The following is a 23244-nucleotide window of genomic DNA, read 5'->3' as shown; positions in this document are numbered from 1 at the left end:
AGTCAGCGTTTGGGGCCGGGCTCAGGGGCGGCGCTGACAGCCTCTACGTCGCCTGAGGCCGCCGATTCGGCCGCTGCCGCCTCGGCCTCCATCACTCGCAGCAACGCGCCGATGCCCCGGGTGAGTGCGCGGAGGTCTTCGACATCGAGTCGTTCGAGCGGCGGACGGCTGAGCTGGGGGCGGGCGGCGAGCAACTCCTGCATGAGCTCGCGCCCCTTCGCGGTGGCGAGTACTCGACGTACCCGATGGTCGCTGGGGTCGTCGACGCGAGTGGCCATGTCGTGACCGGTCAACCGGTCGACGATGCCCGACATGGTCGCAAGCGAGACGCCGAGGGCCTTCGAGAGGCCCTGCACGGTGCTGCCGTCGGGGTTCGTCATGATGATGCCGAGCACCTTCAGCTGCTGCATCGTGAGGCGGATGGAGAGCAACGGCTCGACGATATCGGGCACGACGGTCGTCTCCATCGCCGCCTGCATGCGGAGGAGTTCGTCAAGCAGCGCGCCCCGGTCGGCGGCATCGACATCGAAGCTCTCCACTCGACCACCGTACCGGCACATTCTCAGCCGCGGCACAGGAATGGAAACGTAGCCTGACACGAAGCTTCGTGTTGCACGAAGCAGATGTTCCCGACTCCAGCTCCACTCGACCCCCAGGGCGGCCATGTTCAGACTCGCGCGTTTCAGCCTCGCCAATCGAGCGCTCGTCGCCCTCGTGACACTCGTGATCGCCGGTTTCGGCGTCTTCTCGATGACGCAGCTGAAGCAAGAGCTCATCCCGTCGATCGAGCTGCCGCAGACCACGATCGTCACGGTGCTGCCCGGCGCGAGCCCCGAGGTCATGGACGAACAGGTCAGTGTGCCGATCTCGAAGGCGCTGACGAATCTCGACGACGTCGAATCGGTCATCGCGACCTCCTCGAGCGGCATGTCCACGGTCTCGGTGGCCTATGCCTACGGCACCGACGCCAAGGAATTCACCGCATCGCTCACCGACGCGATCGACGGGCTCGGTGCAACGCTCCCTGAAGACGCGGCACCCGAGGTGCTCTCGGGCAGCACCTCATCCCTGCCCATCATGTTCCTGACCGCTGGGGCGACGGATGTCTCGCTGAGCGAGCTCTCCGCAACCCTCGACGACGTCGTAGTGCCGCGCCTCGAATCCGTCGACGGCGTGCGCGCCGCCACGGTCTCGGGTGCTGAGACCGAGCGTGTCGTGATCACCCCCGACCAGGCCGTGCTCGCAGAGCAGGGCATCTCGCCGATGGCGATCTCCGAGGCGCTCGAAGCCAACGGCATGACCCTGCCGCTCGGCAGCATCACCGAAGACGGTCAGTTGCTTCCCGTGCAGGGCGGCGAGCCGATCGACTCGCTCGACGTGTTGCGCGAGATCCCGCTCGCGAGCACGACGGCACCCGGCACCGTCGTGGAACTCGGCGACGTGGCATCCGTCGAGCTCGTGACCGAACCGCAGACCTCGATCACCCGCACCAACGGCGTGGAAGCCCTGTCGTTGTCGATCACGGCCACGCAGAATGCCGACGTGGTCGCCGTGTCGCACGGTGTCGATGACGCCCTCGCCGAGCTCGGCGACGAACTCGACGGCATCGAGCTGACCGTGCTGTTCAGCCAGGCGCCGTTCATCGAGGAGTCCATCCAGCACCTCGCGATCGAGGGCCTGCTCGGTCTCCTCTTCGCGATCGTCGTCATCCTGATCTTCCTGCTGTCGGTGCGATCGACGCTCGTGACCGCGATCTCCATCCCGCTCTCGGTGCTCGTGACCTTCATCGGGCTGAACCTCGGCGGGTATTCGCTCAACATGCTCACCCTGGGTGCGCTCACGATCGCGATCGGGCGCGTCGTCGACGACTCGATCGTCGTGATCGAGAACATCAAGCGTCACCTCGCGTATGGCGAGCCGAAGGTGCAGGCGATCCTGGGCGCCGTGCGGGAGGTCGCCGGCGCGATCACGTCGTCGACCCTCACGACCGTCGCCGTGTTCCTGCCGATCGCCCTCGTCGGCGGCATGGTCGGTGAGCTGTTCGCGCCGTTCGCCCTCACCGTCACGATCGCGATGCTCTCCTCGCTCCTCGTGGCCCTGACGATCGTGCCGGTGCTCTCGTACTGGTTCCTCCGCCAGCCGAAGAACCTCGTCGATGTCGAGGCGACCCGCCTCGCCGCCGAAGAGAAGGAGCGCAAGGGCTGGCTGCAGCGCGGTTACGCGCCGGTGCTGCGCGGCACTCAGAAGCACCCCGTGGTCACGCTCGTCTCCTCGGTGCTGCTGCTCGTCATCACCTTCGCGATGGTGCCGTTCCTGAAGGTCGACTTCCTCGGCTCGACCGGTCAGAACATGATCATGGTCACGCAGGAGTTCCCGGCCGGCAGCGACCTCGAGACCGTGTCGGTGGGCGCCGAACAGGTCGAAGACGTGCTGCTCGACATCGACGGCGTCGACGACGTCATGCTCACGGCCGGCTCCGGCGGCGGCATGATGTCGATGCTCGGCGGTTCGGGCGGCACCGCCACGTACATCGTGAACACGTCGAAAGACGTCGACCAGACCGCGCTGCAAGACGGGGTGCGTGAACGTCTGGCCGAGATCGAGGATGCCGGTGAGATCGCCCTCGCCGATTCGGCCGCGATGGGCGGCTTCGGCGGCAGCGTCGACGTGATCGTGCAGGCCGCCAACGAGAGCGACCTCGCCGAGGCATCCGATGCCGTGCTCGCCGCCCTCGAGGACACGCCGAACGCGGCCGAGGTCGCGAGCGACCGCGCGCCGGCGCAGCCGATCGTGCAGGTGACGGTCGACCGTGCCACCGCGCTCGAGCAGGGTCTCACCGAGATGCAGGTGCTCGCCATCGTGGCGGGCACGCTCTCGCCGCAGGCGATCGGCTCGATCGGGCTCGACGACGAGGAGTACCGCATCTTCCTCGACGGCGCGCCGGCGCCCGAGAGCACCGCCGAACTCGAACAGGTCATGCTGCCGAGTGCTGCGAACCCCGCCGGCTTCGTGCCGCTGTCGGAGGTCGCGACCGTCGAAGAGGTCACCGTGCCGACGTCGATCGCCCGTGATGCCGGCGAGCTCGTCGCGACCATCTCGATCACGCCCGAAGAGGGCGAGCTCGGCGCCGTGACGACTTCGGTGCAGGAGAGCCTCGCCGAACTCGAGCTGCCGCAGGGCGTCACCGCCGAGATCGGCGGCCTCGCCTCTACCCAGACGGAGTCGTTCGAGCAGCTCGGCCTCGCGATGCTCGTCGCGATCGCGATCGTCTTCATGCTTCTCGTGGCGACGTTCCGTTCGCTGCGGCAGCCGCTGATCCTCCTCGTGTCGATCCCGTTCGCGGCGACGGGTGCCATCGCCCTGCTGCTCGCGACCGGCCGCCCCCTCGGCATCTCGGCACTCATCGGCATGCTCATGCTGATCGGCATCGTGGTGACGAACGCGATCGTGCTCATCGACCTCGTGAACCAGTACCGTGCACAAGGTCAGAAGGTGGCCGACGCCGTGTTCAACGGTGCTCGCCAGCGACTGCGCCCGATCCTGATGACCGCGCTCGCGACGATCTTCGCCCTGCTGCCGATGGCGTTCGGTGTCACCGGGTCGAGCGGGTTCATCTCGCAGGACCTCGCGATCGTCGTCATCGGCGGCCTCATCTCGTCGACCCTGCTGACCCTCGTGCTCGTGCCCGTGCTGTACCTCCTCATCGAGGGCCGCCGCGAGCGACGCGAGGCGAAGCGAGCGGCGAAGCACGAGACGAAGCACGAGACGAAGCACGAGACGAAGCACGAGACGAAGCACGAGACGAAGCACGAGACGGAGCGACCGGATGCCGCCGTGCCCGAGGCGTCCGACCAACTCTGACGCTTCGCCCGGCGTGACCTGAGCCCGAATTCAGGCAAACGGCCCCGAATCAGGACGATTCTCGCGAGATCGTCCTGATTCGGGGCCTTTCTCCTGATTCGCGCCGTGCGCGTGAGACGGGGTGCGCGCGCCGGTGCGCAGGGCTGCCCGGCGACAGCGGTGGCCGCGCGGGTGCGCCCGACGTATCGTGGATGCGAGGTGGAACCGGTCGGCTTCCGCCCGAGCGTGCTTCGCGTCGACGACGTCGGGAGGGACCATGGCCACCATCGCATGGATCGGTCTGGGCAACATGGGCGGCCCGATGGCGGGCAACCTCGTTTCGGACGGGCACGTCGTCAGGGGCGTCGATCCGGTGCCCGCAGCCCGCACCGCGGCCGCCGAGCGCGGCGTGCGCATCGTCGCCACCATCGCCGAGGCGGTCGAAGGTGCAGACGCAGTGTTCACGTCGCTGCCGCGCAGCGAGCACGTGCGCGAGGTCTACGGCGGCGTCGGCGGCGTATGGGCGACGGCGCCGGCCACGGCCCTGCTGCTCGACACCTCGACGGTCGATGTGGCGACGTCGCGGTTCTGCCACGAGGCATCCGTCGGCCATGGTTTTCGTTTCGTCGACTCACCGGTGTCGGGCGGAATCGCGGGCGCCGAGGCGGCCACGCTCACCTTTATGCTCGGCGGCGAGCCGGCGGATGTCGCGGAGGCGACCGGGCTCGTCGAATCGTTGGCCGGGCACGTCTTCGACCTCGGTGGCCCGACGATGGGCATCGCCGCGAAGCTCGCGAACAACCTGATGCTCTTCGTCTCGCTGCTCGGTGTCGCCGAGGGTTCGCAGCTCGCCGCTGAGCTCGGGCTCGACCCGGCGAAGTTCCACGAAGTGGCATCCGTGTCGTCGGGGGAGTCGTGGCCGCTGCGCACCTGGTATCCGGTGCCCGGCGTCGTGCCGACGAGTCCAGCGAACCGCGGCTTCGACGCGACGTTCACGACCGTGCTCGCCGAGAAGGACCTTTCGTTCGCTGTCGCCGCCGGCGGGGAGGCCGGATTGCACCTGCCGGCGGCGCGTCTCGCACTCGAGCAGTTCGAGCGGCTCATCGGCGAGGGACTCGGCGGCATGGATGCGAGCCTGATCGTGAAGTACGCCTCGGCCGACGGGCGGGTCGCGGGGTACGAGCCTGGTTTGTAGGACGTTCGCGTCTGTGCGGACGCCGGTCAGCCGCGCTGTACGGCCGCGATCACCTCGGTGAGGCGGTCGCGGAGGTTCGCGAGTTCGTCGAGGTTCATGCCGAGCCGGTCGACGACTTGCGGCGGAATCGTGAGCGCCTGCTCGCGCAGCGCACGGCCCGCATCGGTCAGGGCGACATCGAGTGCCCGCTCGTCGCGCGTATTGCGCTCCCGCGTGAGATGGCCTTGCCCCTCGAGCCTCTTGAGCAGCGGTGAGAGGGTGGCCGGCTCGAGCTGCAGCGCCTCGCCGAGGTCGCGCACGGTGCGCGGACTGCGCTGCCAGAGGGCGAGCATGACGAGGTACTGCGGGTGCGTGAGGCCGAGTGGTTCGAGGATCGGCCGGTAGACGCCGATCACGCCGCGCGCGGCGACGGCGAGGGCGAAGCACACCTGGTTCTCGAGGGCGAGCAGGTCATCGGCGCCGTGCTGAGCTTGTCGAAGGGATGCCGCGGGGGCGTCGAGGGTGTGCTCGTGGGGTGTGCTGCGGGCGTTCATGGGCCTCCAGTATGACGTGGCGACGAATAGTTAGTACACTAATCATTGTGACACGAAGAAAGCGGGAAACCCCAGCGGGAGCCCAACGCGGCTACGCGGGCTTCATCGACCGGCTGAACGCCAAGCTGCTGCCCTACATCGGGCCGCCGCCCCTCGGCCCGTACGACGAGGAGCCGGTGCCGGCCACGCCGCCCGTCTGCCCGATCTGCGGCGCCCCGATGTCGCGCCACGTCATCGATCGCTCGGGCGAGCGCACCCAGCTGCACTGCCCCTGATCGGGTCAGGCGAACACGCGGAACGCCTCGCGGTAGGCAGGATGCACCGGGATGCCCCTCTGCGAGTCGCTACAGTAGCGTTCGTGAGCGACTACGACGTGTTGGAGATGGGCGGGCTCGACGACTGGCGGGAGCACTTCGGTGGTTTCCGCCCGGAGAGTTCACGTGACGGTCGACGGGTCGTCGATCACGAGCTCACGATGCAGTACATCGGCATGACCGCGAACGCGTTCGAGCCGGGTGAAGAGGCGGGCTACTGGCACGCCCACGCTCGCGTCGAAGAGGTGTACGTGTTCCTCGCCGGTCTGGGGCAGATGGGACTGAACGACGAGATCGTCGACGTCGGGCCCGGCACCGTCGTGCGCGTGGGTCAGGGCGTCTGGCGCACCTGGCGCTGCGTCCCCGACAGCCCCGAGCAACTGAGTTGGCTGTGCATTCGCGCGGGCGGCTCAGAGCTGCCGCACTTCCCCGACGACAGCCAGCGCGACAACGACCGCCCGTCGCCCTGGTAGTCGATGGCTGAACGACGTCTCGTAGGGTGGCAGACGTGACGAGTACCGAGGTGCGGGACGCCTACACCCGCCGAGCGGATGAGTACATCTCCCTGATGGGCACGATCGCCCAGATGCACGAACTCGACCAACAACTCATCTCGCGATGGGGCGCGAGCGTGTCCGGTCCGGTGATCGATACCGGGTGCGGACCGGGCCATTGGACCGACCATCTGCGGCGGCTGGGCTGCGACGTCGAGGGCGTCGATCTCGTTCCCGCGTTCATCGCTCGAGCGAAGGAGCGGTTCCCCGGCGTTCCGTTCCGCGTCGGCTCGCTCCACGACCTCGGCGTCCCCGACGCCCACGCCGGGGGGGTCCTCGCGTGGTACTCGCTGATCCACTCCGCGCCGGCGGATGTCCCGTCGATCCTGAGCGAGTTCGCGCGCTGCATCGCACCGGGTGGGAGCCTGCTGCTCGGCTTCTTCGACGGTGCGAGCGTCGAGGCGTTCCCGCATAAGGTCACGACCGCCTACTTCTGGCCGCCCGACGAGATGTCGGAACAGCTCAGCTCTGCGGGATTCACGGTCGAGGAGGTCTACACCCGCAGCGATGACGGGCACCGACCGCACGCGGCGATCATGGCTCGTCGCTCTGTTTCCGCGACCTCACCGGTCAACGCCAGGTAGGCGGGCCGGCGCGGGACGCGAGTCGGGGGTGGGAGGCACCCTCACCCCTGAGCCGCGAGCCGGCGACTCACCCAGCGGTCGTACTGCGCCCATGGGTCGCCGACACCGAGGCTCAGCTCGGTGATGTGCGCGAGCAGCTCGTCGTGCACCGCGAACCACTCGGTGCCCGCGAATCTGTGCGCCGCGAACTGCGCGTGCCGACGTTGCTCGACGACTCGGTCGCCGAGCTCGAACGCGAGCACTTCGTCGTGCGGCAGGCTCGCGACCCGGGTGCGCGGGTTGCCAGAGGTGCCGATCTTGATCTGCTGCCGGTACCGGATGTAGTAGACGACGTCGACTCGTGGGTCGGCCACGGCGATGTCGGGCACGTCGCCGACGCGCCACTCGCAGACCGCGCAGATGCGGCCCGACGGGTACTCGACCCCGACGCGCGACCCGCAGACGAGGCACGGGCCGGGCAGCAGGTCGGTCACGCCGACCCCTCGAGCGACCCAGTCGTAGGCCTCGAGCAGGTGCGAGGTGCAGAGGTCGAGCGGCGCACCGGGCTCGGTCAGCGTCGGGCACGGAGCACCGTCGACGATGATGCTGCACGCCCGCGCTGCGGCATCCGCTCGGCTCATACCGGCAGGCTAACGGCCGCCACCGACGTGACAGCCGAAGTGACAGCCGAACCCACCGTCGACGTGACCGCCGGCACGTCAGACGCCCGCGATAGGCTCGATTCTGACCGCCGAACGGCGGCGGACACCGACGTTCGAGAGAAGACGGGCATGTCCTTCTGGCACAGCAAGCGCGCGCGGCGGTTCAAGCCGTTCGATCGCCATGCCCTGCCCGAGGCGCCGACCCCGACATTCGATGAGATGCTCGCCGAGGGTGTGCTCGTGACCGAGTCCGCCGGGCGCATGGCACTGAGGAACCGGCTGATCGTCGAGGCGCTCCGCGGTGAAGAGCCGTTCGCTCCCGAACGGGCTGCGGCCGCCGCACGCGAAGTGCTCTACGAGCTCGTGCAAGAGGCCGACGAGGTTGCCGAACGCACAGGCGAGACTCGCTCGGCCGCCGCGAGCCGCGAGGGCAGGTCGTCGCACGAACACGACTATCGGCGAGCGGATGCCGCGAACCTCCGTCGCCGCGAACAGGTCTACGCCGCCGTGGCGAAAGAGCTGTGGGTGCGTCGCAACGACCCCGAGTACCTCAGCGCCTTCGCCGAACGGGCCCGCGAAGAGGCGTGGGAGCAAGTGTCGGGCGCGATCGAGATACGCCTCGAACGCGAGTGGGGCGAATGGCCTCAGATCGAGGTCGACGAAACCTACGAAGCAGAGCGCGACGATCGCGTGCGCGACCTGCTGCTCGCACTCGACCGCGGGGTGCAGGCCGCCGAGCGCGAGCGCGAGCGACGCGCGGAGGAGAACGATCACTTCCGCGGGTTCGTCGGCTGATCGGGAGTTCGCCGTCGGCGAGCGAGGGCGGGGCACGTCATGATCGAACGTTCACCGAAGGTTCACGGCGCACGCCACGGGGCATCCGTTCGCAGAGATAGCGTGGAACGGATGAGCCGCACCGACCGCACCGACCGAGCTGAGGCGCCACCGGTCGGAACGGGTCGACCTGGGCTGCGGCTCGCGGCGCTGTCGATCGGGCAGGTCATCAGCTGGGGCATCCTCTATTACGCGATGATCGTCGCGGCGCCCGAAGTCGCCCGCGAGACGGGGTGGCCGCTGGTCGCGATCACGGCCGCGTTCTCGGGAGGCCTCGTGGTGTCGGCGATCGTCGGCGTCATCGTCGGACGGATGCTCGACGAGCGCGGCCCGCGCCGGGTGATGAGCGCAGGATCGCTGATCGGCGCGATCGGCCTCGTGGGTGTCGCCGTGGCCCCCGACCTCATCGTGTTCGCCGTCGCCTGGCTGGTGTGCGGCATCGCGCAAGCCGCCGTGCTCTATCAGGCGGCCTTCACGGTGATCACCCGGCGCTACGGCGACCGACGGCAGGTGCCGATGACGATCCTCACCCTCGCGGGCGGGCTCGCATCGACGATCTTCGCCCCCATCGTCGCCGGTCTGCTCTCGGTGCTCGACTGGCGAGCGACGTTCCTCGTGCTCGCGGCGGTGCTCGCGCTCGTGACAGTGCCGTTGCACCTGCTCTCGCTCGAGCGCGCGTGGCCGCACCGAGCCGCCCCGCACCACGAGACCGAGCACACGGTCTCGTCCGTGCTGCGCACTCGACGTTTCTGGATGCTCGAGATCACGATGATCGCGCTCGCTGTGGCCCTGCTCAGCGCGACCCTCGCCGCGGTGCCGCTCTACATGGAGAAGGGCCTGACGTTCGAGTTCGCGGCGCTCGCCCTCGGCCTCATCGGCGCCGGCCAGGTGATCGGTCGGCTGCTCTTCCTCGTGCTGCCGCGCGGAGTGCGGCCGTGGGTTCCGGTTGCCGTGGTGTGCGTGCTCGCCGCCGCCTCCCTCGCGGCGCTCGCCCTCGTGCCCGGCCCGATCTGGCTGCTCATCGTCATCGGCATCGTCGCCGGCGCAGTGCGCGGCGCGCAGACGCTCGTGCAGGCATCCGCCGTCGCCGATCGCTGGGGCACCCGCAATTACGGCGCGATCAACGGCGCTTTCGCTGCACCGATCACGATTGCGGCAGCGCTGACGCCGGCGATCGGGCCGGCGGTCGCGGCCGGAACGGGGTCGTACGCGACGATGACGATCATCATGGCGGGCCTCGCGCTCGCCGCGGCGTTCACCGCGCGTGCGAGCTAGGCGGCAGAGACACCGCGAGCCGTCACCAGCTTCGGCGCACGATGGCCTTGGTGCCGGCCACGAGGCTCGCCGCCGGCACGTCGTCGGCCACGATCGCCCCGGCGGCGATGACGGCGTCGCGGCCGATGCTGACGCCGGGCAGGATCGTCGCCCCCGCGCCGATCCATACGTTCTCCGCCACGTCGATGGGGGCGCCGATGAGGTACAGCTTGCGCTCGGCCGGGTCGACCGGGTGGCCACTCGTGATGAACGTGGCCTTCGGGCCGACCATGACGCCCTCACCGAGCCGGATTCCCGCGTAGTCCATGAACGTGCAGCCCTGATTGATGAACACGCGCTCGGCAAGGTCGAGGTTGAGCCCGTGCTCCGTATAGAAGGGTGGGTAGATCGTGACATTCGCGGGGAGCGGCCGCCCCAGGATCTGCTCGAAGAGTGCGGCCTTTCCCGCTTCGTCATCGAAGGGCAGGACGTTCAGACGTGAGGTGAGCTGGGTGACCCGCAGTACCCGCTCGGCCATCGCCTGGAACTCGGGGCTCTGGATGCGCATGAGACGGCCGCTGGGCATTCCACGATCCTCTCCCACGGGAGACGAACCGGTCGGGAGGCACGCCCGAGCTGCGCGGGTCGAGCCGGGCCTGGCCGGGCCTGGTCGGGCCCGGCTCAGGCGGCGGGCTCTTCGGGGGTCTCCAGGATGATCGCCGCCTGCTCTTCGACGGGGTCTGCGAGACCGCGTGCCGCCAGGTAGTGCTCGGTGTCGAGGGCAGCCGCGCATCCGGTGCCGGCCGCCGTGATGGCCTGGCGATAGCGCTTGTCGACGAGGTCGCCGCATGCGAACACGCCCTCGAGGTTCGTCTGGGTCGACGGATGCGCCACCTTCACGTACCCCTCGTCGTCGAGGTCGACCTGGCCGGCGACGAGCTCGCTGCGCGGGTCGTGACCGATCGCGATGAAGAGGCCGGTCGCTGCGAGGGTGTTGCGCTCGCCGGTCTGCGTGTCGCGCAACTGCAGATGTTCGAGGCCGTCGGGGCCTTCGGCCGAGACGACCTCGGCGTTCCAGTAGGGCCGGATCTTCGGGTTCGACAATGCGCGCTCCTGCATGATCCGCGAGGCGCGCAGCGAGTCGCGCCGGTGCACGAGGGTGACCGAGTCGGCGAAGCGCGTGAGGAACATCGCCTCTTCGAGTGCCGAGTCGCCGCCGCCGACGACCGCGATGTCTTTGCCCTTGAAGAAGAAGCCGTCGCACGTGGCGCACCACGAGACGCCGCGCCCGGTCAGGCGCTCTTCACCTTCGACCCCGAGCTTGCGGTAGGCCGAGCCCATCGCGAGCACGACCGTGTGGGCACGATACTCGACGCCGTTGATCGTGCGGATGACCTTGACGTCGCCGGTGAGCTCGACCTCCGTCGCATCGTCGTAGACGATGCGGGCGCCGAATCGCTCGGCCTGCGATCGCATCTGCTCCATGAGCTCCGGGCCCATGATGCCGTTGGCGAAGCCGGGGTAGTTCTCGACTTCGGTCGTCGTGACGAGCGCGCCGCCCGCCTCGACGGAGCTCGCGAGCACGACCGGCGAGAGACCGGCGCGGGCGAGGTAGATCGCGGCTGTGTAGCCGGCCGGGCCGGAGCCGATGACGACGACGTTCTCGATGTCACTCATGACGCTGACACTGACGCGGCCGGTGCGATCTCGGCGATGAGCGCTTCGACGCGCCCGCGGATGTCGTCGCGCACGCGGCGGACGGCCTCGAGCTCCTTGCCCGCGGGGTCTTCGAGCTCCCAGTCTTCGTAGCGCTTGCTGGGGAAGATCGGGCAGGCGTCGCCGCAGCCCATGGTGATCACGACGTCGGACTCGCGCACGGCGTCGACGGTGAGGATCTTCGGCGTGTTGCCGGCGATGTCGATGCCCTCTTCGGCCATGGCCTCGATGGCGATCGGATTGATCTGGTCTTTCGGCTCGGAACCCGCGGAGAGCACGTCGACACGGTCTCCCGCGAGTGCCTGCAGGTAGCCGGCGGCGATCTGCGAACGGCCGGCGTTGTGCACGCAGACGAACAGGACGGTGGGCTTCTCGGTCATGGTTTCGCTCCTTCGGTCGAACCAATCATAGATCATGATCTATGAATCGGCCAACGGATGTCTCGAAGCCCGCGCCGTGCTCTGTGAGTGCCGTGCCGGTCAGCCGAGCTCGGCGAGCAGCACGCGCACGTGCGCCTCGATCTCGTCGCGGATCTCGCGCACACGCGGCAGGGGCAGTCCCACGGGATCCTCGAGGTCCCAATCGAGGTAGCGTCGGCCGGGGTAGATCGGGCAGGCGTCGCCGCAGCCCATGGTGATCACGACGTCGGCGGCGCGCACGACCTCATCGGTGAGGGGTTTCGGGAACTCGCCGCCGATCGGCACGCCGATCTCGTCGAGCGCGGTGACGATCGTCGAGCGCACGCTGTCGGTCGGGTCGGATCCGGCGGAACGCACGTGTACGCGGTCACCGGCGAGATGGCGCAGGATCGCGGCGGCCAGCTGCGAGCGACCCGCATTCTGCACGCAGACGAACAGGACTTCGGGCGTGCTCTCCACTTGCCGCTGTTCGGACGCGAGGGCCGCGAGTCGCTCACCGGCGAACTGGGCGGTCAGCGACGGAAGGTGGCGCGTGATGCCCGAACGCTCCGCGAGCAGGTCGCGGCTCTCGCGCACGTAGCGTTCGACCGTCTCGATACTGAAGACGCCGACGAATCGATCGGCGAGGTCGCGGCTGACCCGTTGGAGCAGTTCGTCGTCGAGCAGCGAGTCGGGCTGCTGCAGCAGCTCCGCCACTCGGTCTGCGTACGCAGGAGCGATCGAGTACCAGACCTGCCGGCCCTCTGGCCGTCGTTCGAGCACGCCCTCGTCGTAGAGCGCCTTCGCGTGGTGCGAGACCGTCGGCTGGCGGAGTCTCAATGCTTCGGCGAGACGGGTCACGGTCGCACGACCGGCGTCGCTCTGCATGATCAGGGCCAGCATCTGGGCACGAGTTGGGTCGGCGATCAGCGCGAGCGTGGCCGCATTGGGGCTGACGGTTCCGGTGCTCATAGACGTTAGTCTATGGGATTGGTCCACGGGTGACCTGCACCGGAGTCTTTGGCGGGCGTTTTACTCAATGGTGCGCCGGGAGCGCCCACGGGGAACGCAGGTCGGAGTAGTGGTCATGAGCGTCATTCCCCCAAGAAGGTGAGGACCCGGGTGGACCAGGTGCGCAGTTCGGTCACGGAGTCGGCGATGTGGAACTCATTGACGGGCAAAAGCGCGTGGAGTTCTTCACCGGTCGAGACCGGGTGCCCAGGGTCGTCGGGCCAAGACAAGACGAGTGAGGGAACCTGGATGTCCGACACGAGGCTGCGCTCCGGGAGGTTCGACTGGGCTCCGCCACGAAGAACAGATGGAAGCAGCTCGTCACTGACTCGGAGCTGGGGCGGGTAACCCGGTAGTTCCGTGAACAGGCCCTTGGTGGGAACTGCAGCGACCATCCGAGCGAACGCGTCAAGTTCAGCGAGGTCGGCCGAGCGTGCGAGCGTGGCGTGGCTGTTCCCGAGCCCCGGTCAGCTGCAGCAGCTCCCGCCGCTCACGCCGGTGGTGGCGGGCGCGCTGGTGGAACAGACGCCGGTCGCCGGCAGCACGAGTTCGACGTTGCGGGCGGCTGCGGCGTCGCCGGCCAACCAGGCCGACACCGAACGCACCTGCTCGTAGCCGGTCGCGAGCAGGAACGTCGGCGCCCGGCCGTAGCTCTTCATGCCGACGATGAAGAAGTCGCGCTCGGGCTGGGTGAGCTCGGCGAATCCGTGCGGCTCGACCGTGCCGCAGGAGTGCACGTTCGGGTCGATGAGCGGTGCGAGGCGGCGGGGCGCCTCGACGATCTCGTCGAGTTCGAGGCGGATCTCGCGCAGCAAGTCGAGGTTCGGCCGGAAGCCGGTGGCGTTCACGATGCGGTCAGCCGAGATCGTCTCGAGGCCGTCGCCGCGACGGCCGGTGATGCGGGCGACGGATGCCTCGTCGTCGAAACCGCGGGCGAGGCGGACGATCTCGAAGCGATCGACGAGCTCGATGTGACCCGCCTCGACGAGTGCGTCGACGCGAGCGCCGATCGAGGCGCGTGCCGCCAGTTCGTCGTCGGGTGCGGTCGTGACCCGTGCGGCCGTGGCGTTGCGGATGACCCAGGTGATGCGGGTGCCGGGCTCCTGTTCGGCGAGCGTCGCGAGCTTGAGCAGCGTGTTGGCGGCGGAGTGCCCCGCGCCGACGACGACCGTGTGGCGACCGGCGAACGCGGCCCGTTCACGGCCGAGCACGTCGGGCAACGCGTGGCTCACGAGGTCGGCGACCTTGGCCAGGCCGAGCGGGTCGAGGCCCGAAGAACCGAGGCTGTTGGGAGTGCGGTAGGTGCCCGAGGCATCGATGACGGCACGGGCGGTGAGCTCTTCGACACCCTCGTCGGTGCGGACGCGGAGCAGGAACGGCGCCTGCGCGCGACCGTTGGTGCGCGTGCGGTCCATGCCCTCGCGAGTGACATCGGTGACGTCGACGCCGAGCCGGGTGCGGCCGGCGATGGCGGGCAGGGCGGCGAGCGGGTCGAGGAAGTGCTCGACGAGCTCGCCGCCGGTGGGGAGCGAATCGGCGGCGGGGGCCGCCCAGCCCGTCTGAGCCAGAAGACGCGCGGCAGCCGGGTCGATGAGGTGCTTCCACGGCGAGAAGAGCCGGGTGTGCCCCCACTGCGTCACGCTTGCGCCGATGCTGTCGCCGGCCTCGAGCAGCACGAAGTCGATGCCGCGTTCGACGAGGTTCGCGGCGGCCGCAAGGCCGATCGGGCCTGCGCCGATGATCGCGACTGGCAGCCCCTGCAGCCGTGAGGGGGCGGTCGTCGGTGCGGTGAGGTCGATGAGAGTCATCCGTGTTCTCGCATTCATTGAAGGTTGTCGATATGGCGAGTGTGGCCGCTATATCGATGAATGTCAATATACGGGTAGGATGATCGCGTGACCATCATCGACCTGCCCCTCGTGACCCGTGGCGTCGCCGAGTCGGCCGCTGCGCCCGTCGCATGCTGCGCGCCCCTCACCCGCGAGACGATCACCGCCGACGATGCCGAGGTCTTCGCGCGAAAGCTCAAGGCGATCGCCGACCCGGTGCGGCTGCGGCTCGTCTCGATCGTCGCGGCATCCGAGGGTCAGGAGGCGTGCGTCTGCGACCTCACCGAGCCGGTCGGCCTGAGTCAGCCCACGGTCTCCCACCACTTGAAGATCCTCACCGAGGCCGGCTTCCTCTCGCGCTCGAAGCGGGGCACCTGGGCGTACTTCCGCCTGGTGCCCGGTGCGCTCGAAGCGGTCGCGGCACCGCTCCTCACGGTCTGACGCTCCACTTTCGGCGCTCGACGTGCCTCGAGTGTGCACTCATCGCGCCGATTTGGGCGGGACCTGCACTCTCGCGTGCGTCGAGAGCGCACTCCTCGCCGTGATTCAGACGCGATCTGCACTTTCGGCGAACAGCGCGTGAACGACGTACGTGCTGTTGTAAGTATGTCCGAACTTAGTTACCCTTGACCGCGGAGACGCGAAGCGGCGCCCTCCAAGGTTTGAGAGGACTACGCGGTGATCCGAACTGCGAACGCGCCGGTCAGCTACGGCGTCTTCGAACTTTCCCGTCCCGACGTCGTTCCGCTTCCCGATGGGGAGCAGCTGGCGACGTGGGTGGCCGAAGCCGGCTACGAGGGCATCGACCTCGGCCCGATCGGCCTGTTCGGCGATCAGCTCGAGCTGCCGCAGCTGCTCGAGCGTCACGGCCTCGCGCTCGCCGGCGGTTGGGTCGACCTGCCGTTCGCAGGCACCGACGAGCAGTTCGAGCGCGCGTTCGCCGAACTCCCGCCGACGCTCGAGCTCTTCGCCGCAGCCGCCGCCGTCGCCGTCGCTGCCGATCGTGCCCCGAAGCCGACGCTCGCCGACTCGGGGTCGCCCGAGCGCAAGGCGCGCCCCGGCGGTGCGCCCGAGCTCGAACTCGATGACGCGCGGTGGGCGACCTTCGCCGCGCGAGTGCAGCGAGCGGCCGACCTCACGCGGGCGGCGGGCCTCGAGCCGACCTTCCACCACCACGCCAGCACCTACGTCGAAACGCCGCGCGAGATCGATCGATTCCTCGCCGAGACCGACGTCGACCTGACCTTCGACACCGGGCACCTGCTCGTCGGCGGCGGCGACCCCGTCACCGACTTCCCGCGCTGGGCCGACCGCATCAACCACGTGCACCTGAAAGACGCCGACCGCTCCGTGCTGGCCGCGGCCCGCGGCTCGGCCGACCCGATGCGCGACATCTGGGAGCGACGCGTGTTCGTCGCCCTCGGCGATGGCGACCTCGAGGTCGACCGCATCGTCGACACGATCGTCGACTCGGGCTACGACGGCTGGATCGTCGTCGAGCAGGACGTCATCCTGCAGGACGCCGACGACGTCGCCCGCGCCCGCGCCGACCAGGTCGCCAACCGCGAGCGCCTGCGGCGGTGGTTCGCATGACCGGCTTCGACGCCCAGCCCCTGCCCGGCGGTGACAACGCCACCGGGCCCCTCGGAGAACGCGTTCGGCTCGCGGTCATCGGCCTCGGCGCGATCAGCCAGAGCGTGCACCTGCCGCTCATCCGGCGCAACGCCGACCTCGTCGAGCTCGTCGCAGTAGTCGACTTGTCCGCGTCGCGGGCACGTGAGATCGCCGAGGCATCCGGCACCGGTGTCGCGCCGTTCGACTCGGTCGAGGCGCTCATCGATGCCATCGCCGCCGGCACCATTCGCATCGACGGCGCGATCCTCGCAACCGCGGGCTCGCACGCGCCGGATGTCGCGCGGCTCGTGGACGCCGGGGTCCGTGTGCTCGCCGAGAAGCCGCTCGCCTTCTCGCTCGTCGAGATCGACGCGCTTCGCGAGGTCGCGGCGCGGCGGGGAATCGAACTCCCCGACTGGGTGCGGGTCGGCTACATGAAGGAGCACGACCCCGCCTCGACCGCTGCGAAGGCGCTCCTCGCCGAGGTCGACGTGCGAGCCGTGACGGTCGAGGTGCTGCACCCCGCCGACGGCGCACAGCTCGCCTTCGCGAACCTCGCCCCCGCGCCATCCGATGTGCCGTCCGAACTGCTGGCGACCCTCATCGCTGCCACCGACGCGACGGTCGCGACGGCGATCGGCTCGGCCGCCGACCCGCTCCCGAAGCTCTACACGAACGTCGTGCTCGGCTCGATCGTGCACGACATCGGCCTGCTGCGGCACCTCGTCGGCGGCATCGGCACGGTCGACCGCGCGCGCCACACCGGCCCGGCGTTCCCGGGTTCGCTCAGCCTCGGCGGCTTCCTCGCCGAGCGTACCGAGGTGCCGTGGTCGCTCGACTGGCACTTCATCCCGCGCTACCCCGAGTACCGCGAGACCATCACCTTCCACCACGAGACGGGCACGATCGCCCTCACCTTCGCGGTGCCGTACGTGCTCAACGCGCCGACCGTGCTCACCGTCGTCGAGAACGCCGAACCCCTCGGGTCGAGGCGTTCGGAGACGAGATGGATGCAGGAGGAGGCGTTCGAGCAGGAGCTCCGGTCGTTCGCGGCACTCGCCGCGGGACATCCGGAGCCCGGCCCTTCAGTCGACGAGGGCGCCGCCGACATCGTCGTCGGGCAGCGGATGCTCGCCGCCCTCGCCGACGCGATCGGCTCACCGATCGGCGCATCGACGGAGGCGGGAGCCCCCTGAGACCGCCGGTCACCGTTCCACCGCACCACGATCACCCACAGCTGGACCCCGCCGGCGTCACGCCCGGCGGGTGAATCAAGAGAGAGGTCGAAGATGATCAACCACAGCAGGCGCAGGGTGGTGGCGGCGCTCGCCGTCGCAACCGCGGGCGCACTCGTCTTCGCCGGTTGCTCCGGCGAAGCCCCCGAGGAGACCGACGACTCCGGTCCCGTCACCCTCACCGTCACGGCCAACGCCATCACCGGCGGCAAGAACGCCGCCGAGGCCGACTGGATCGCGGACTGGGTCATCCCCGAGTTCGAAGCGGCCATGGAGGAGGACGGCAAGGACGTCACCGTCGAGTTCGAGCCGCAAGGCGTCGACGACGAGAACTACAAGACCAAGATCGCGCTCGACCTGCAGTCGGGCGAGGGCGCCGACATCATCGGCATGGACGGCATCTGGGTCGGCGAGTTCGCCGAGGCCGGCTACATCAAGCCGCTCTCCGAGGTCGGCGGCGACGCCGTCGATGGCTGGGAGGGCTGGGAGCAGATCCCCGAGGCCGTGCAGTCCGCGGTGTCGTTCGACGACGAGCGCTACGGCGTGCCCCAGGGCGCCGACGGCCGCGTGCTCTACTTCAACAAAGACCTCTTCGAGCAGGCGGGGCTTCCCGCCGACTGGCAGCCCGAGAGCTGGGACGACGTGCTCGACGCCGCGCGCGAGCTGAAGAAGCTCGACGGCGTCACGCCGATCCAGCTCAACGCGGGCACCGCGATGGGCGAGGCGACGACGATGCAGGGCCTGCTGCCGCTGCTCGTCGGCACCGGCGAGCAGGTCTACGAAGACGGCAAGTGGGTGGGCGACACCGACGGACTGAACGACGTGCTCGACCTCTACAAGACGATCTACATCGACGAGGGCCTCGGCGACGCCGTGCTCCAGCAGGAGGCCGCCGGCCGCGACACCTCGTTCCAGCTGTTCGCGTCGAACCAGATCGGCATCCTCCTCGAGGGCGACTACTTCTGGCGCAGCGTCATCAACCCCGAAGAGGGCGTCGGCACCGCGCCGATCGCGAACCGAGACGAGGTCGTCGGTTACACGAAGATCCCCGCGATGAAGCCAGGCTCCGGCATCGACGGCCAGGACTTCGTCTCGATGTCGGGTGGCACCGGCCGGGTGCTGAACCCGAACAGCGACCACCCCGAACTCGCGTGGGAGCTGCTCGCCTTCATGAACTCGGCCGACGCGTACGAGGCCCGGAACGCCGGCACCCTCGCGATCACGCCGCGCACCGACGTGAACGACGAGATGCTCGCCGACGACCCGATGCTCACCTACGTGAGCGAAGAAGTGCTGCCGATCACCGCGTACCGCCCGCCGCTCGCCGCCTACCCCCAGGTGTCGACCGCACTGCAGCAGGCGACGCTCGACGTGGTCTCGGGCACGAGCGTCGGAGACGCTGCGACGACCTACGCCGACTCCGTGAAGGACATCGTCGGAGACGACGCGGTCTCGGGTGGCTAAGTCATGACCACCAGCACCACGACGCCGGCGGGGAGCGCGATCGCTCCCCGCCGGCGGCGGGCCGACGACGTCGCAGGCCTCGGCACCGCCAGGGCCACCGTCTTCGTCGCTCCCGCACTGATCATCATCGGGCTGTTCCTGCTCTTCCCCGCGGTCTGGACGATCTGGCTCGGCATGACCGACTACCGGCTGACCGGCCTGCAGGCCGCGTCACCCCCGTTCGTCGGCCTCGACAACTACGTCGAGGCCCTCACCGACCCGTCGTTCTGGAACTCGCTCTGGCTGACGCTCATCTTCGTGCTGTTCTCGGGCATCATCGGCCAGACGCTCATCGGCTTCGGGCTCGCCTGGGCGGTGCGGGGCATCCGCGGCTGGACGAAGGGTCTTCTCGAAGGTCTCGTGCTGGCGGCGTGGGTCATCCCGGCATCCGTCGCCTCGTTCCTGTGGCTCGCCCTGCTCGACCGGCGGTCGGGCACGGTCAACGGGCTGCTCGGCACCGAGGGCACCGCGTGGCTGATCGACCACCCGATGGAAGCGATCATCATCTTCAACATCTGGGTGGGCACCGCCTTCTCGATGCAGCTCTTCTCCTCGGCGCTCAGCGCCGTTCCGCCGTCGCAGATCGAGAGCGCCAAGATGGTCGGCGCCTCGGGCTGGCAGCAGCTCCGCGACGTGATCGTGCCGAACATCAAGGGGCACATCCTCACGAACACGCTGCTCATCACGCTGTGGACGTTCAACACCTTCACGCCCTACCTCATCACGGCTGGCGGGCCGAACGGCAAGACGGAGATCCTCTCGGTCTACATCTACGAGACGGCGATCCCCGGCGGTCAGCTCGGACTCGGCGCCGCGATCTCGCTCATCATGCTGCTCATCAATCTCGTCATCGCGCTCGGCTACGTGCGCGTGTCGAGGGGAAGGAAGAAGCGATGACCGCCACCCCCGCACAGAAGGTCACCACTGCACAGAAGGTCGCCGCGAATGCGACGGTGCGGCACTTCCTCGCCCGCGTCGCCTTCGCGGTCGTCATGACGATCGTCGGCCTCCTCTTCGCCCTGCCGATGGTGTGGCTCGTGCTCGCGCCGTTCGACGCGACCCCGTCACTCTCGCTGTCGTGGCCCGACTGGACGCTCGACAACTTCGCGCGGCTCGCCGAGAACCCCTACGCGCTGCGCTCGATCGGCAACTCGCTGCTGCTCGGCATCGGCACGATGCTCATCGTCGTCGTGCTCGGCGCGCTCGCCGCATATGCGATGTCGCGCATCCGCATCCCGGGTCGCGACGGCATCCTCTACGGGCTGCTGCTGCTCTCGTCGATCGTGACGGGCACGGCCGCCATGGTGCCGACGTTCCAGATCATCACCCAGCTCGGTCTCATCAACTCCTACGTCGGTGTGCTCCTCGTGCTGGCGGGCGGCCTCCTGCCGACCGTGATCTTCATCCTCAAGGACTTCATGGACTCGATCCCGAAGTCGTACGAGGAGTCGGCGCGGCTCTACGGCGCGGGTCCGTTCCGCATCCTCCGCGACGTGGTGGCGCCGATCGCCCGGCCCGGCCTCGCCTTCATCGCGATCTGGACGATCGTGCAGGTCTGGAGCAACTTCCTGGTGCCGTTCATCCTGCTGCGCAGCCCAGACCTGCAGCCGGCGGCGGTGCTCATGTACACCTTCTACACCGAGAGCGGGCAGGCCGACCTCCGGCTCATCTCGACCTTCGCGCTGCTGTTCTCGGCGCCCGTGCTCATCATCTATTTCATCGTCAACCGTCGCTACGGTTTCCGCTTCCATGGAGGTATCAAGTCCTGATGGCCGGCATCAACGCCACTCAACTCGTCAAGGAGTACCCCGGAGGCGTCCGCGGCGTCGACGAGATCGACGTCGAGATCCACGACGGCGAGTTCTTCGCCCTGCTCGGCCCCTCGGGCTGCGGCAAGACCACCCTGCTGCGTTCGATCGCCGGCCTCGAGGCGATCACCTCCGGCACGCTCGTCATCGGCGACCGTGACGTCACGAACGCCGAACCAGGCGTGCGCGGCGTCGCGATGGTCTTCCAGGACTACGCGCTCTTCCCGCACATGGATGTCGGCGACAACATCGCCTACCCCATGCGCATCAAGCACGTGAAGCGCGATGAGCGGCGGGCGAAGGCCGAGACGGTCGCCGACGGGCTCTCGCTGCAGGGGCTCATCGAGCGTCGGCCGGGTCAGCTCTCGGGCGGGCAGCAGCAGCGTGTCGCGCTCGCCCGCGCCGTCGCGACCACGCCCGACGTTCTGCTCCTCGACGAGCCGCTGTCGAACCTCGACGCCCGGCTCCGCCTCGAGGCGCGCACCTTCCTCAAGGAACTGCAGCGCGACCTCGGCGTCACGACCGTGTTCGTCACCCACGACCAGGCCGAAGCGCTCGCGCTCGCCGACCGCATCGCGGTCATGAAGTCGGGCAAGCTCCAACAGATCGGCACGCCTCGCGAGGTGTTCCAGCAGCCGAACAACACCTTCGTCGCCGGATTCATCGGGTCGAACCCGATGAACCTCGCCGAGACGTCGATCGCGGGCGGCGCGATCTCGATCGGCGAGACCTCCGTGCCGGTGCCGGCCGGCACCGAGGGGCTCGTGCGCGACGGGCAATCGGTGATCTGGGGCATCCGGCCCGAGTACCTGCGCTGGGTCTCGAACGAAGAGCCCGGCGGCATCCCGGCCGAGGTGAGTGTCGTCGAGAACCTCGGCGCGAGCGTGCTCATCGCGGTGAACGCGGGCGGGCACAAGTTCCAGGTCGTCGTGCCCGAAGACCAGGAGCCCGCACCCGGCGACCGCGGCTGGATCGTGCCGCAGGCCGCCAAAACCCTGCTCTTCGACGCCGAGTCGACGCAGCGCATCGGGTGACGCGATGACGACGATCCGCCGCCGCATCCCCATCACCGTCGACACGCAGAACGAGCACCGCATTCTCGACGTGCCCTTCGACGTGCCGCCGGGCACCGATTCGCTCGAGGTCGTGATCCGCTTCGACGCCTCGAACGCGGGCATCGACCTCGGTTGCGAAGGGGCGAGCGGATGGCGCGGCTGGTCGGGCGGCGCCCGAACCGAGTTCCTCATCCACCCGGGCGACGCGACGCCCGGGTACCTGCCGGGTGCACCTGAGACGGGGGAGTGGAACGTCGTGCTCGGCCTGCACCGCGTGCCGTCGGAGGGCGTCGAGGTCGAGGTCGAGATCACGATGCCCGCATCGCGCTCGGTGCCGCCGGTTCCGGATGCCGCGCCGACGACGCGAACCGTACGCGGCAGCGATCGCGGGCTCCCGGCCGAGCCGGGCCTCACGTGGTTCGCCGGTGATTTCCACGGGCACACGATCCACTCCGACGGGCGGCTGCCGATCGGCGGCCTCGCCGCGCTCGGCGTCGCCTCGGGCCTCGACTTCATGGCCGTCACCGACCACAACACCGTGAGCCACCACGCGCACCTGCCGGCCGAGGGCGCGAAGCACGGCATCACACTCCTGCCCGGCCAGGAGGTCACCACGCACCGCGGGCACGCCAACGCGTTCGGCGATATCGGATGGATCGACTTTCGTGAGCCCGCGCAGCACTGGGTCGACGAGGTCGACCGGCGAAGCGGCATCCTGAGCATCAATCACCCGATCTCGGGCGACTGCAGTTGGCTGCACCGGCTCGAACGCCGGCCCGCCGCGGTCGAGCTGTGGCACGCGACCTGGTACCTCGAGCTCATCTCGACGGCGCCGTTCGCGTGGTTCCGCACGTGGCCTTCGGGCGCGACCCTGCTCGGCGGCAGCGACACGCACATGCTCGAGGAGCCGCAGCGACCGGGCACGCCGACGACGTGGGTCGCGGCGACGGATGCCTCGGCGGAGGCGATCCTCGACGGGGTGCGCGCCGGCCGCACCGCGATCACCGGCAGCGGCAGCTTCGACGGCACCGTGCTCACGCCCGAGCTCATGCGCGCTCCGGCGCTCGTGCGGCTCGGCGACGAGGTCGTCGCGGTCGATGCAGAGGGACTGATTCTCGTCGACGGGTTCGGGCGTCGCCGCTCGGTACGGTCGGCGCGCGAGGCATTCTCGGCCGACCCCGCCGACGGGCCCTTCCATCTCGTGCTCGCCGATCGCCGCACCATGGCGCTCTGCGCGTAGGCGCCGCACAGCTACACGACCGAACGACGGCACGACGGCACGACCGAACGACCGAACACCGAACGACGAACGACCGAACCACTGCT

At 69.0% G+C, this 23244-nt stretch carries 23 protein-coding genes; 15 read left to right on the top strand and 8 right to left on the bottom strand.

Annotated elements, in window-relative coordinates; translation table 11 throughout:
* Nucleotides 1–2: 2 nt before the first annotated feature.
* Nucleotides 3–539 carry a MarR family winged helix-turn-helix transcriptional regulator gene (locus tag AC1C2R_RS07785; protein ID WP_495351936.1) on the bottom strand — a complete coding sequence of 179 codons (537 nt, stop codon included), beginning with the start codon at nt 537–539 and terminating at the stop codon, nt 3–5.
* A 124-nt stretch (nt 540–663) separates the two neighbouring features.
* Between AC1C2R_RS07785 and AC1C2R_RS07780 the strand changes: the two genes are divergently transcribed.
* Together AC1C2R_RS07780 and AC1C2R_RS07775 are read left to right on the top strand one after the other, a co-directional pair.
* Nucleotides 664–3861, top strand: coding sequence for an efflux RND transporter permease subunit (locus AC1C2R_RS07780; protein WP_495379565.1), 3198 nt, complete (start codon nt 664–666; stop codon nt 3859–3861).
* A gap of 256 nt (nt 3862–4117) precedes the next feature.
* On the top strand, nt 4118–5035 hold the full coding sequence (locus AC1C2R_RS07775; protein WP_495379564.1) for an NAD(P)-dependent oxidoreductase: 918 nt from the start codon (nt 4118–4120) through the stop codon (nt 5033–5035).
* Between the two features lie 26 nt (nt 5036–5061).
* Here AC1C2R_RS07775 and AC1C2R_RS07770 read toward each other — a convergent pair whose 3' ends face one another.
* A complete protein-coding gene (locus AC1C2R_RS07770; RefSeq protein ID WP_495379563.1) occupies nt 5062–5568 on the bottom strand; it encodes a MarR family winged helix-turn-helix transcriptional regulator in 507 nt (168 codons plus the stop codon).
* 47 nt (nt 5569–5615) lie between these two features.
* On the opposite strand from AC1C2R_RS07770, the gene AC1C2R_RS07765 reads away from it, so the two are divergent.
* The 3 genes from AC1C2R_RS07765 to AC1C2R_RS07755 all read left to right on the top strand — a co-directional run bounded on the left by AC1C2R_RS07765 (nt 5616) and on the right by AC1C2R_RS07755 (nt 7020).
* Nucleotides 5616–5843 (top strand): hypothetical protein, encoded by a 228-nt coding sequence (locus tag AC1C2R_RS07765; RefSeq protein ID WP_495379562.1) that lies wholly within the window; start codon nt 5616–5618, stop codon nt 5841–5843.
* A gap of 83 nt (nt 5844–5926) precedes the next feature.
* The gene (locus tag AC1C2R_RS07760) at nt 5927–6355 is read left to right on the top strand and encodes a cupin domain-containing protein (RefSeq protein ID WP_495379561.1); all 429 of its coding nucleotides are present in this window, start codon (nt 5927–5929) and stop codon (nt 6353–6355) included.
* Between the two features lie 35 nt (nt 6356–6390).
* Complete coding sequence (locus AC1C2R_RS07755; protein ID WP_495379560.1) at nt 6391–7020, top strand: class I SAM-dependent DNA methyltransferase; 630 nt, start codon at nt 6391–6393, stop codon at nt 7018–7020.
* Between the two features lie 41 nt (nt 7021–7061).
* On the opposite strand, the gene AC1C2R_RS07750 is transcribed toward AC1C2R_RS07755, so the two are convergent.
* On the bottom strand, nt 7062–7640 hold the full coding sequence (locus AC1C2R_RS07750) for a GIY-YIG nuclease family protein (protein ID WP_495379559.1): 579 nt from the start codon (nt 7638–7640) through the stop codon (nt 7062–7064).
* A gap of 150 nt (nt 7641–7790) precedes the next feature.
* Here AC1C2R_RS07750 and AC1C2R_RS07745 point away from each other — a divergent pair, with 150 nt between their 5' ends.
* Both AC1C2R_RS07745 and AC1C2R_RS07740 read left to right on the top strand, forming a co-directional pair.
* A complete protein-coding gene (locus AC1C2R_RS07745; protein ID WP_495351928.1) occupies nt 7791–8456 on the top strand; it encodes a hypothetical protein in 666 nt (221 codons plus the stop codon).
* 111 nt (nt 8457–8567) lie between these two features.
* The gene (locus tag AC1C2R_RS07740) at nt 8568–9770 is read left to right on the top strand and encodes an MFS transporter (protein WP_495351927.1); all 1203 of its coding nucleotides are present in this window, start codon (nt 8568–8570) and stop codon (nt 9768–9770) included.
* A gap of 22 nt (nt 9771–9792) precedes the next feature.
* Here the strand turns inward: AC1C2R_RS07740 and AC1C2R_RS07735 are convergent, their stop codons facing one another.
* From AC1C2R_RS07735 to AC1C2R_RS07715, 5 genes are all read right to left on the bottom strand, one after another.
* Nucleotides 9793–10335, bottom strand: coding sequence for a DapH/DapD/GlmU-related protein (locus AC1C2R_RS07735; protein ID WP_495379558.1), 543 nt, complete (start codon nt 10333–10335; stop codon nt 9793–9795).
* 95 nt (nt 10336–10430) lie between these two features.
* On the bottom strand, nt 10431–11426 hold the full coding sequence (gene trxB / locus AC1C2R_RS07730) for a thioredoxin-disulfide reductase (protein WP_495351925.1): 996 nt from the start codon (nt 11424–11426) through the stop codon (nt 10431–10433).
* Nucleotides 11423–11845, bottom strand: a complete 423-nt coding sequence (locus AC1C2R_RS07725; protein ID WP_495379557.1) for an arsenate reductase ArsC — start codon at nt 11843–11845, stop codon at nt 11423–11425. Before AC1C2R_RS07725 ends, trxB begins: the two co-directional genes overlap by 4 nt.
* Nucleotides 11846–11944: 99 nt before the next feature.
* Nucleotides 11945–12835, bottom strand: coding sequence for a metalloregulator ArsR/SmtB family transcription factor (locus tag AC1C2R_RS07720; protein WP_495379556.1), 891 nt, complete (start codon nt 12833–12835; stop codon nt 11945–11947).
* A 506-nt stretch (nt 12836–13341) separates the two neighbouring features.
* Nucleotides 13342–14682, bottom strand: a complete 1341-nt coding sequence (locus AC1C2R_RS07715; protein ID WP_495379555.1) for an NAD(P)-binding domain-containing protein — start codon at nt 14680–14682, stop codon at nt 13342–13344.
* Between the two features lie 93 nt (nt 14683–14775).
* Here AC1C2R_RS07715 and AC1C2R_RS07710 point away from each other — a divergent pair, with 93 nt between their 5' ends.
* The 8 genes from AC1C2R_RS07710 to AC1C2R_RS07675 all read left to right on the top strand — a co-directional run bounded on the left by AC1C2R_RS07710 (nt 14776) and on the right by AC1C2R_RS07675 (nt 23158).
* Nucleotides 14776–15144 carry an ArsR/SmtB family transcription factor gene (locus tag AC1C2R_RS07710; protein WP_495353215.1) on the top strand — a complete coding sequence of 123 codons (369 nt, stop codon included), beginning with the start codon at nt 14776–14778 and terminating at the stop codon, nt 15142–15144.
* A 237-nt stretch (nt 15145–15381) separates the two neighbouring features.
* A complete protein-coding gene (locus AC1C2R_RS07705; protein WP_495379554.1) occupies nt 15382–16296 on the top strand; it encodes a TIM barrel protein in 915 nt (304 codons plus the stop codon).
* A complete protein-coding gene (locus tag AC1C2R_RS07700) occupies nt 16293–17513 on the top strand; it encodes a Gfo/Idh/MocA family protein (RefSeq protein ID WP_495379553.1) in 1221 nt (406 codons plus the stop codon). The genes AC1C2R_RS07705 and AC1C2R_RS07700 overlap by 4 nt, the downstream gene beginning before the upstream one ends.
* A gap of 93 nt (nt 17514–17606) precedes the next feature.
* On the top strand, nt 17607–19016 hold the full coding sequence (locus AC1C2R_RS07695; RefSeq protein ID WP_495351918.1) for an extracellular solute-binding protein: 1410 nt from the start codon (nt 17607–17609) through the stop codon (nt 19014–19016).
* A gap of 3 nt (nt 19017–19019) precedes the next feature.
* Nucleotides 19020–19952, top strand: a complete 933-nt coding sequence (locus AC1C2R_RS07690; protein ID WP_495379552.1) for a carbohydrate ABC transporter permease — start codon at nt 19020–19022, stop codon at nt 19950–19952.
* Nucleotides 19949–20824: a carbohydrate ABC transporter permease gene (locus tag AC1C2R_RS07685; protein WP_495379551.1), complete on the top strand. Its 876-nt coding sequence runs from the start codon at nt 19949–19951 to the stop codon at nt 20822–20824. Before AC1C2R_RS07690 ends, AC1C2R_RS07685 begins: the two co-directional genes overlap by 4 nt.
* Nucleotides 20824–21897: an ABC transporter ATP-binding protein gene (locus AC1C2R_RS07680; protein ID WP_495379550.1), complete on the top strand. Its 1074-nt coding sequence runs from the start codon at nt 20824–20826 to the stop codon at nt 21895–21897. Before AC1C2R_RS07685 ends, AC1C2R_RS07680 begins: the two co-directional genes overlap by 1 nt.
* Before the next feature lie 4 nt (nt 21898–21901).
* Nucleotides 21902–23158, top strand: coding sequence for a CehA/McbA family metallohydrolase (locus AC1C2R_RS07675; protein ID WP_495379549.1), 1257 nt, complete (start codon nt 21902–21904; stop codon nt 23156–23158).
* Nucleotides 23159–23244: the final 86 nt, after the last annotated feature.

The sequence above is a fragment of the Agromyces sp. Y182 genome, assembly GCF_059445385.1.
Note: the sequence above shows the minus strand (reverse complement) of the source record. Positions and strands in the feature narration are given on the sequence as shown.

Bases quoted from the DNA above. Each gene is read 5' to 3' on its own strand.
- AC1C2R_RS07780 (WP_495379565.1), top strand. From the start codon at position 664: ATGTTCAGACTCGCGCGTTTCAGCCTCGCCAATCGAGCGCTCGTCGCC.
- AC1C2R_RS07775 (WP_495379564.1), top strand. From the start codon at position 4,118: ATGGCCACCATCGCATGGATCGGTCTGGGCAACATGGGCGGCCCGATG.
- AC1C2R_RS07770 (WP_495379563.1), bottom strand. From the start codon at position 5,568: ATGAACGCCCGCAGCACACCCCACGAGCACACCCTCGACGCCCCCGCG.
- AC1C2R_RS07750 (WP_495379559.1), bottom strand. From the start codon at position 7,640: ATGAGCCGAGCGGATGCCGCAGCGCGGGCGTGCAGCATCATCGTCGAC.
- AC1C2R_RS07745 (WP_495351928.1), top strand. From the start codon at position 7,791: ATGTCCTTCTGGCACAGCAAGCGCGCGCGGCGGTTCAAGCCGTTCGAT.
- AC1C2R_RS07740 (WP_495351927.1), top strand. From the start codon at position 8,568: ATGAGCCGCACCGACCGCACCGACCGAGCTGAGGCGCCACCGGTCGGA.
- AC1C2R_RS07735 (WP_495379558.1), bottom strand. From the start codon at position 10,335: ATGCCCAGCGGCCGTCTCATGCGCATCCAGAGCCCCGAGTTCCAGGCG.
- trxB (WP_495351925.1), bottom strand. From the start codon at position 11,426: ATGAGTGACATCGAGAACGTCGTCGTCATCGGCTCCGGCCCGGCCGGC.
- AC1C2R_RS07725 (WP_495379557.1), bottom strand. From the start codon at position 11,845: ATGACCGAGAAGCCCACCGTCCTGTTCGTCTGCGTGCACAACGCCGGC.
- AC1C2R_RS07720 (WP_495379556.1), bottom strand. From the start codon at position 12,835: ATGAGCACCGGAACCGTCAGCCCCAATGCGGCCACGCTCGCGCTGATC.
- AC1C2R_RS07715 (WP_495379555.1), bottom strand. From the start codon at position 14,682: ATGACTCTCATCGACCTCACCGCACCGACGACCGCCCCCTCACGGCTG.
- AC1C2R_RS07700 (WP_495379553.1), top strand. From the start codon at position 16,293: ATGACCGGCTTCGACGCCCAGCCCCTGCCCGGCGGTGACAACGCCACC.
- AC1C2R_RS07695 (WP_495351918.1), top strand. From the start codon at position 17,607: ATGATCAACCACAGCAGGCGCAGGGTGGTGGCGGCGCTCGCCGTCGCA.
- AC1C2R_RS07690 (WP_495379552.1), top strand. From the start codon at position 19,020: ATGACCACCAGCACCACGACGCCGGCGGGGAGCGCGATCGCTCCCCGC.
- AC1C2R_RS07685 (WP_495379551.1), top strand. From the start codon at position 19,949: ATGACCGCCACCCCCGCACAGAAGGTCACCACTGCACAGAAGGTCGCC.
- AC1C2R_RS07680 (WP_495379550.1), top strand. From the start codon at position 20,824: ATGGCCGGCATCAACGCCACTCAACTCGTCAAGGAGTACCCCGGAGGC.
- AC1C2R_RS07675 (WP_495379549.1), top strand. From the start codon at position 21,902: ATGACGACGATCCGCCGCCGCATCCCCATCACCGTCGACACGCAGAAC.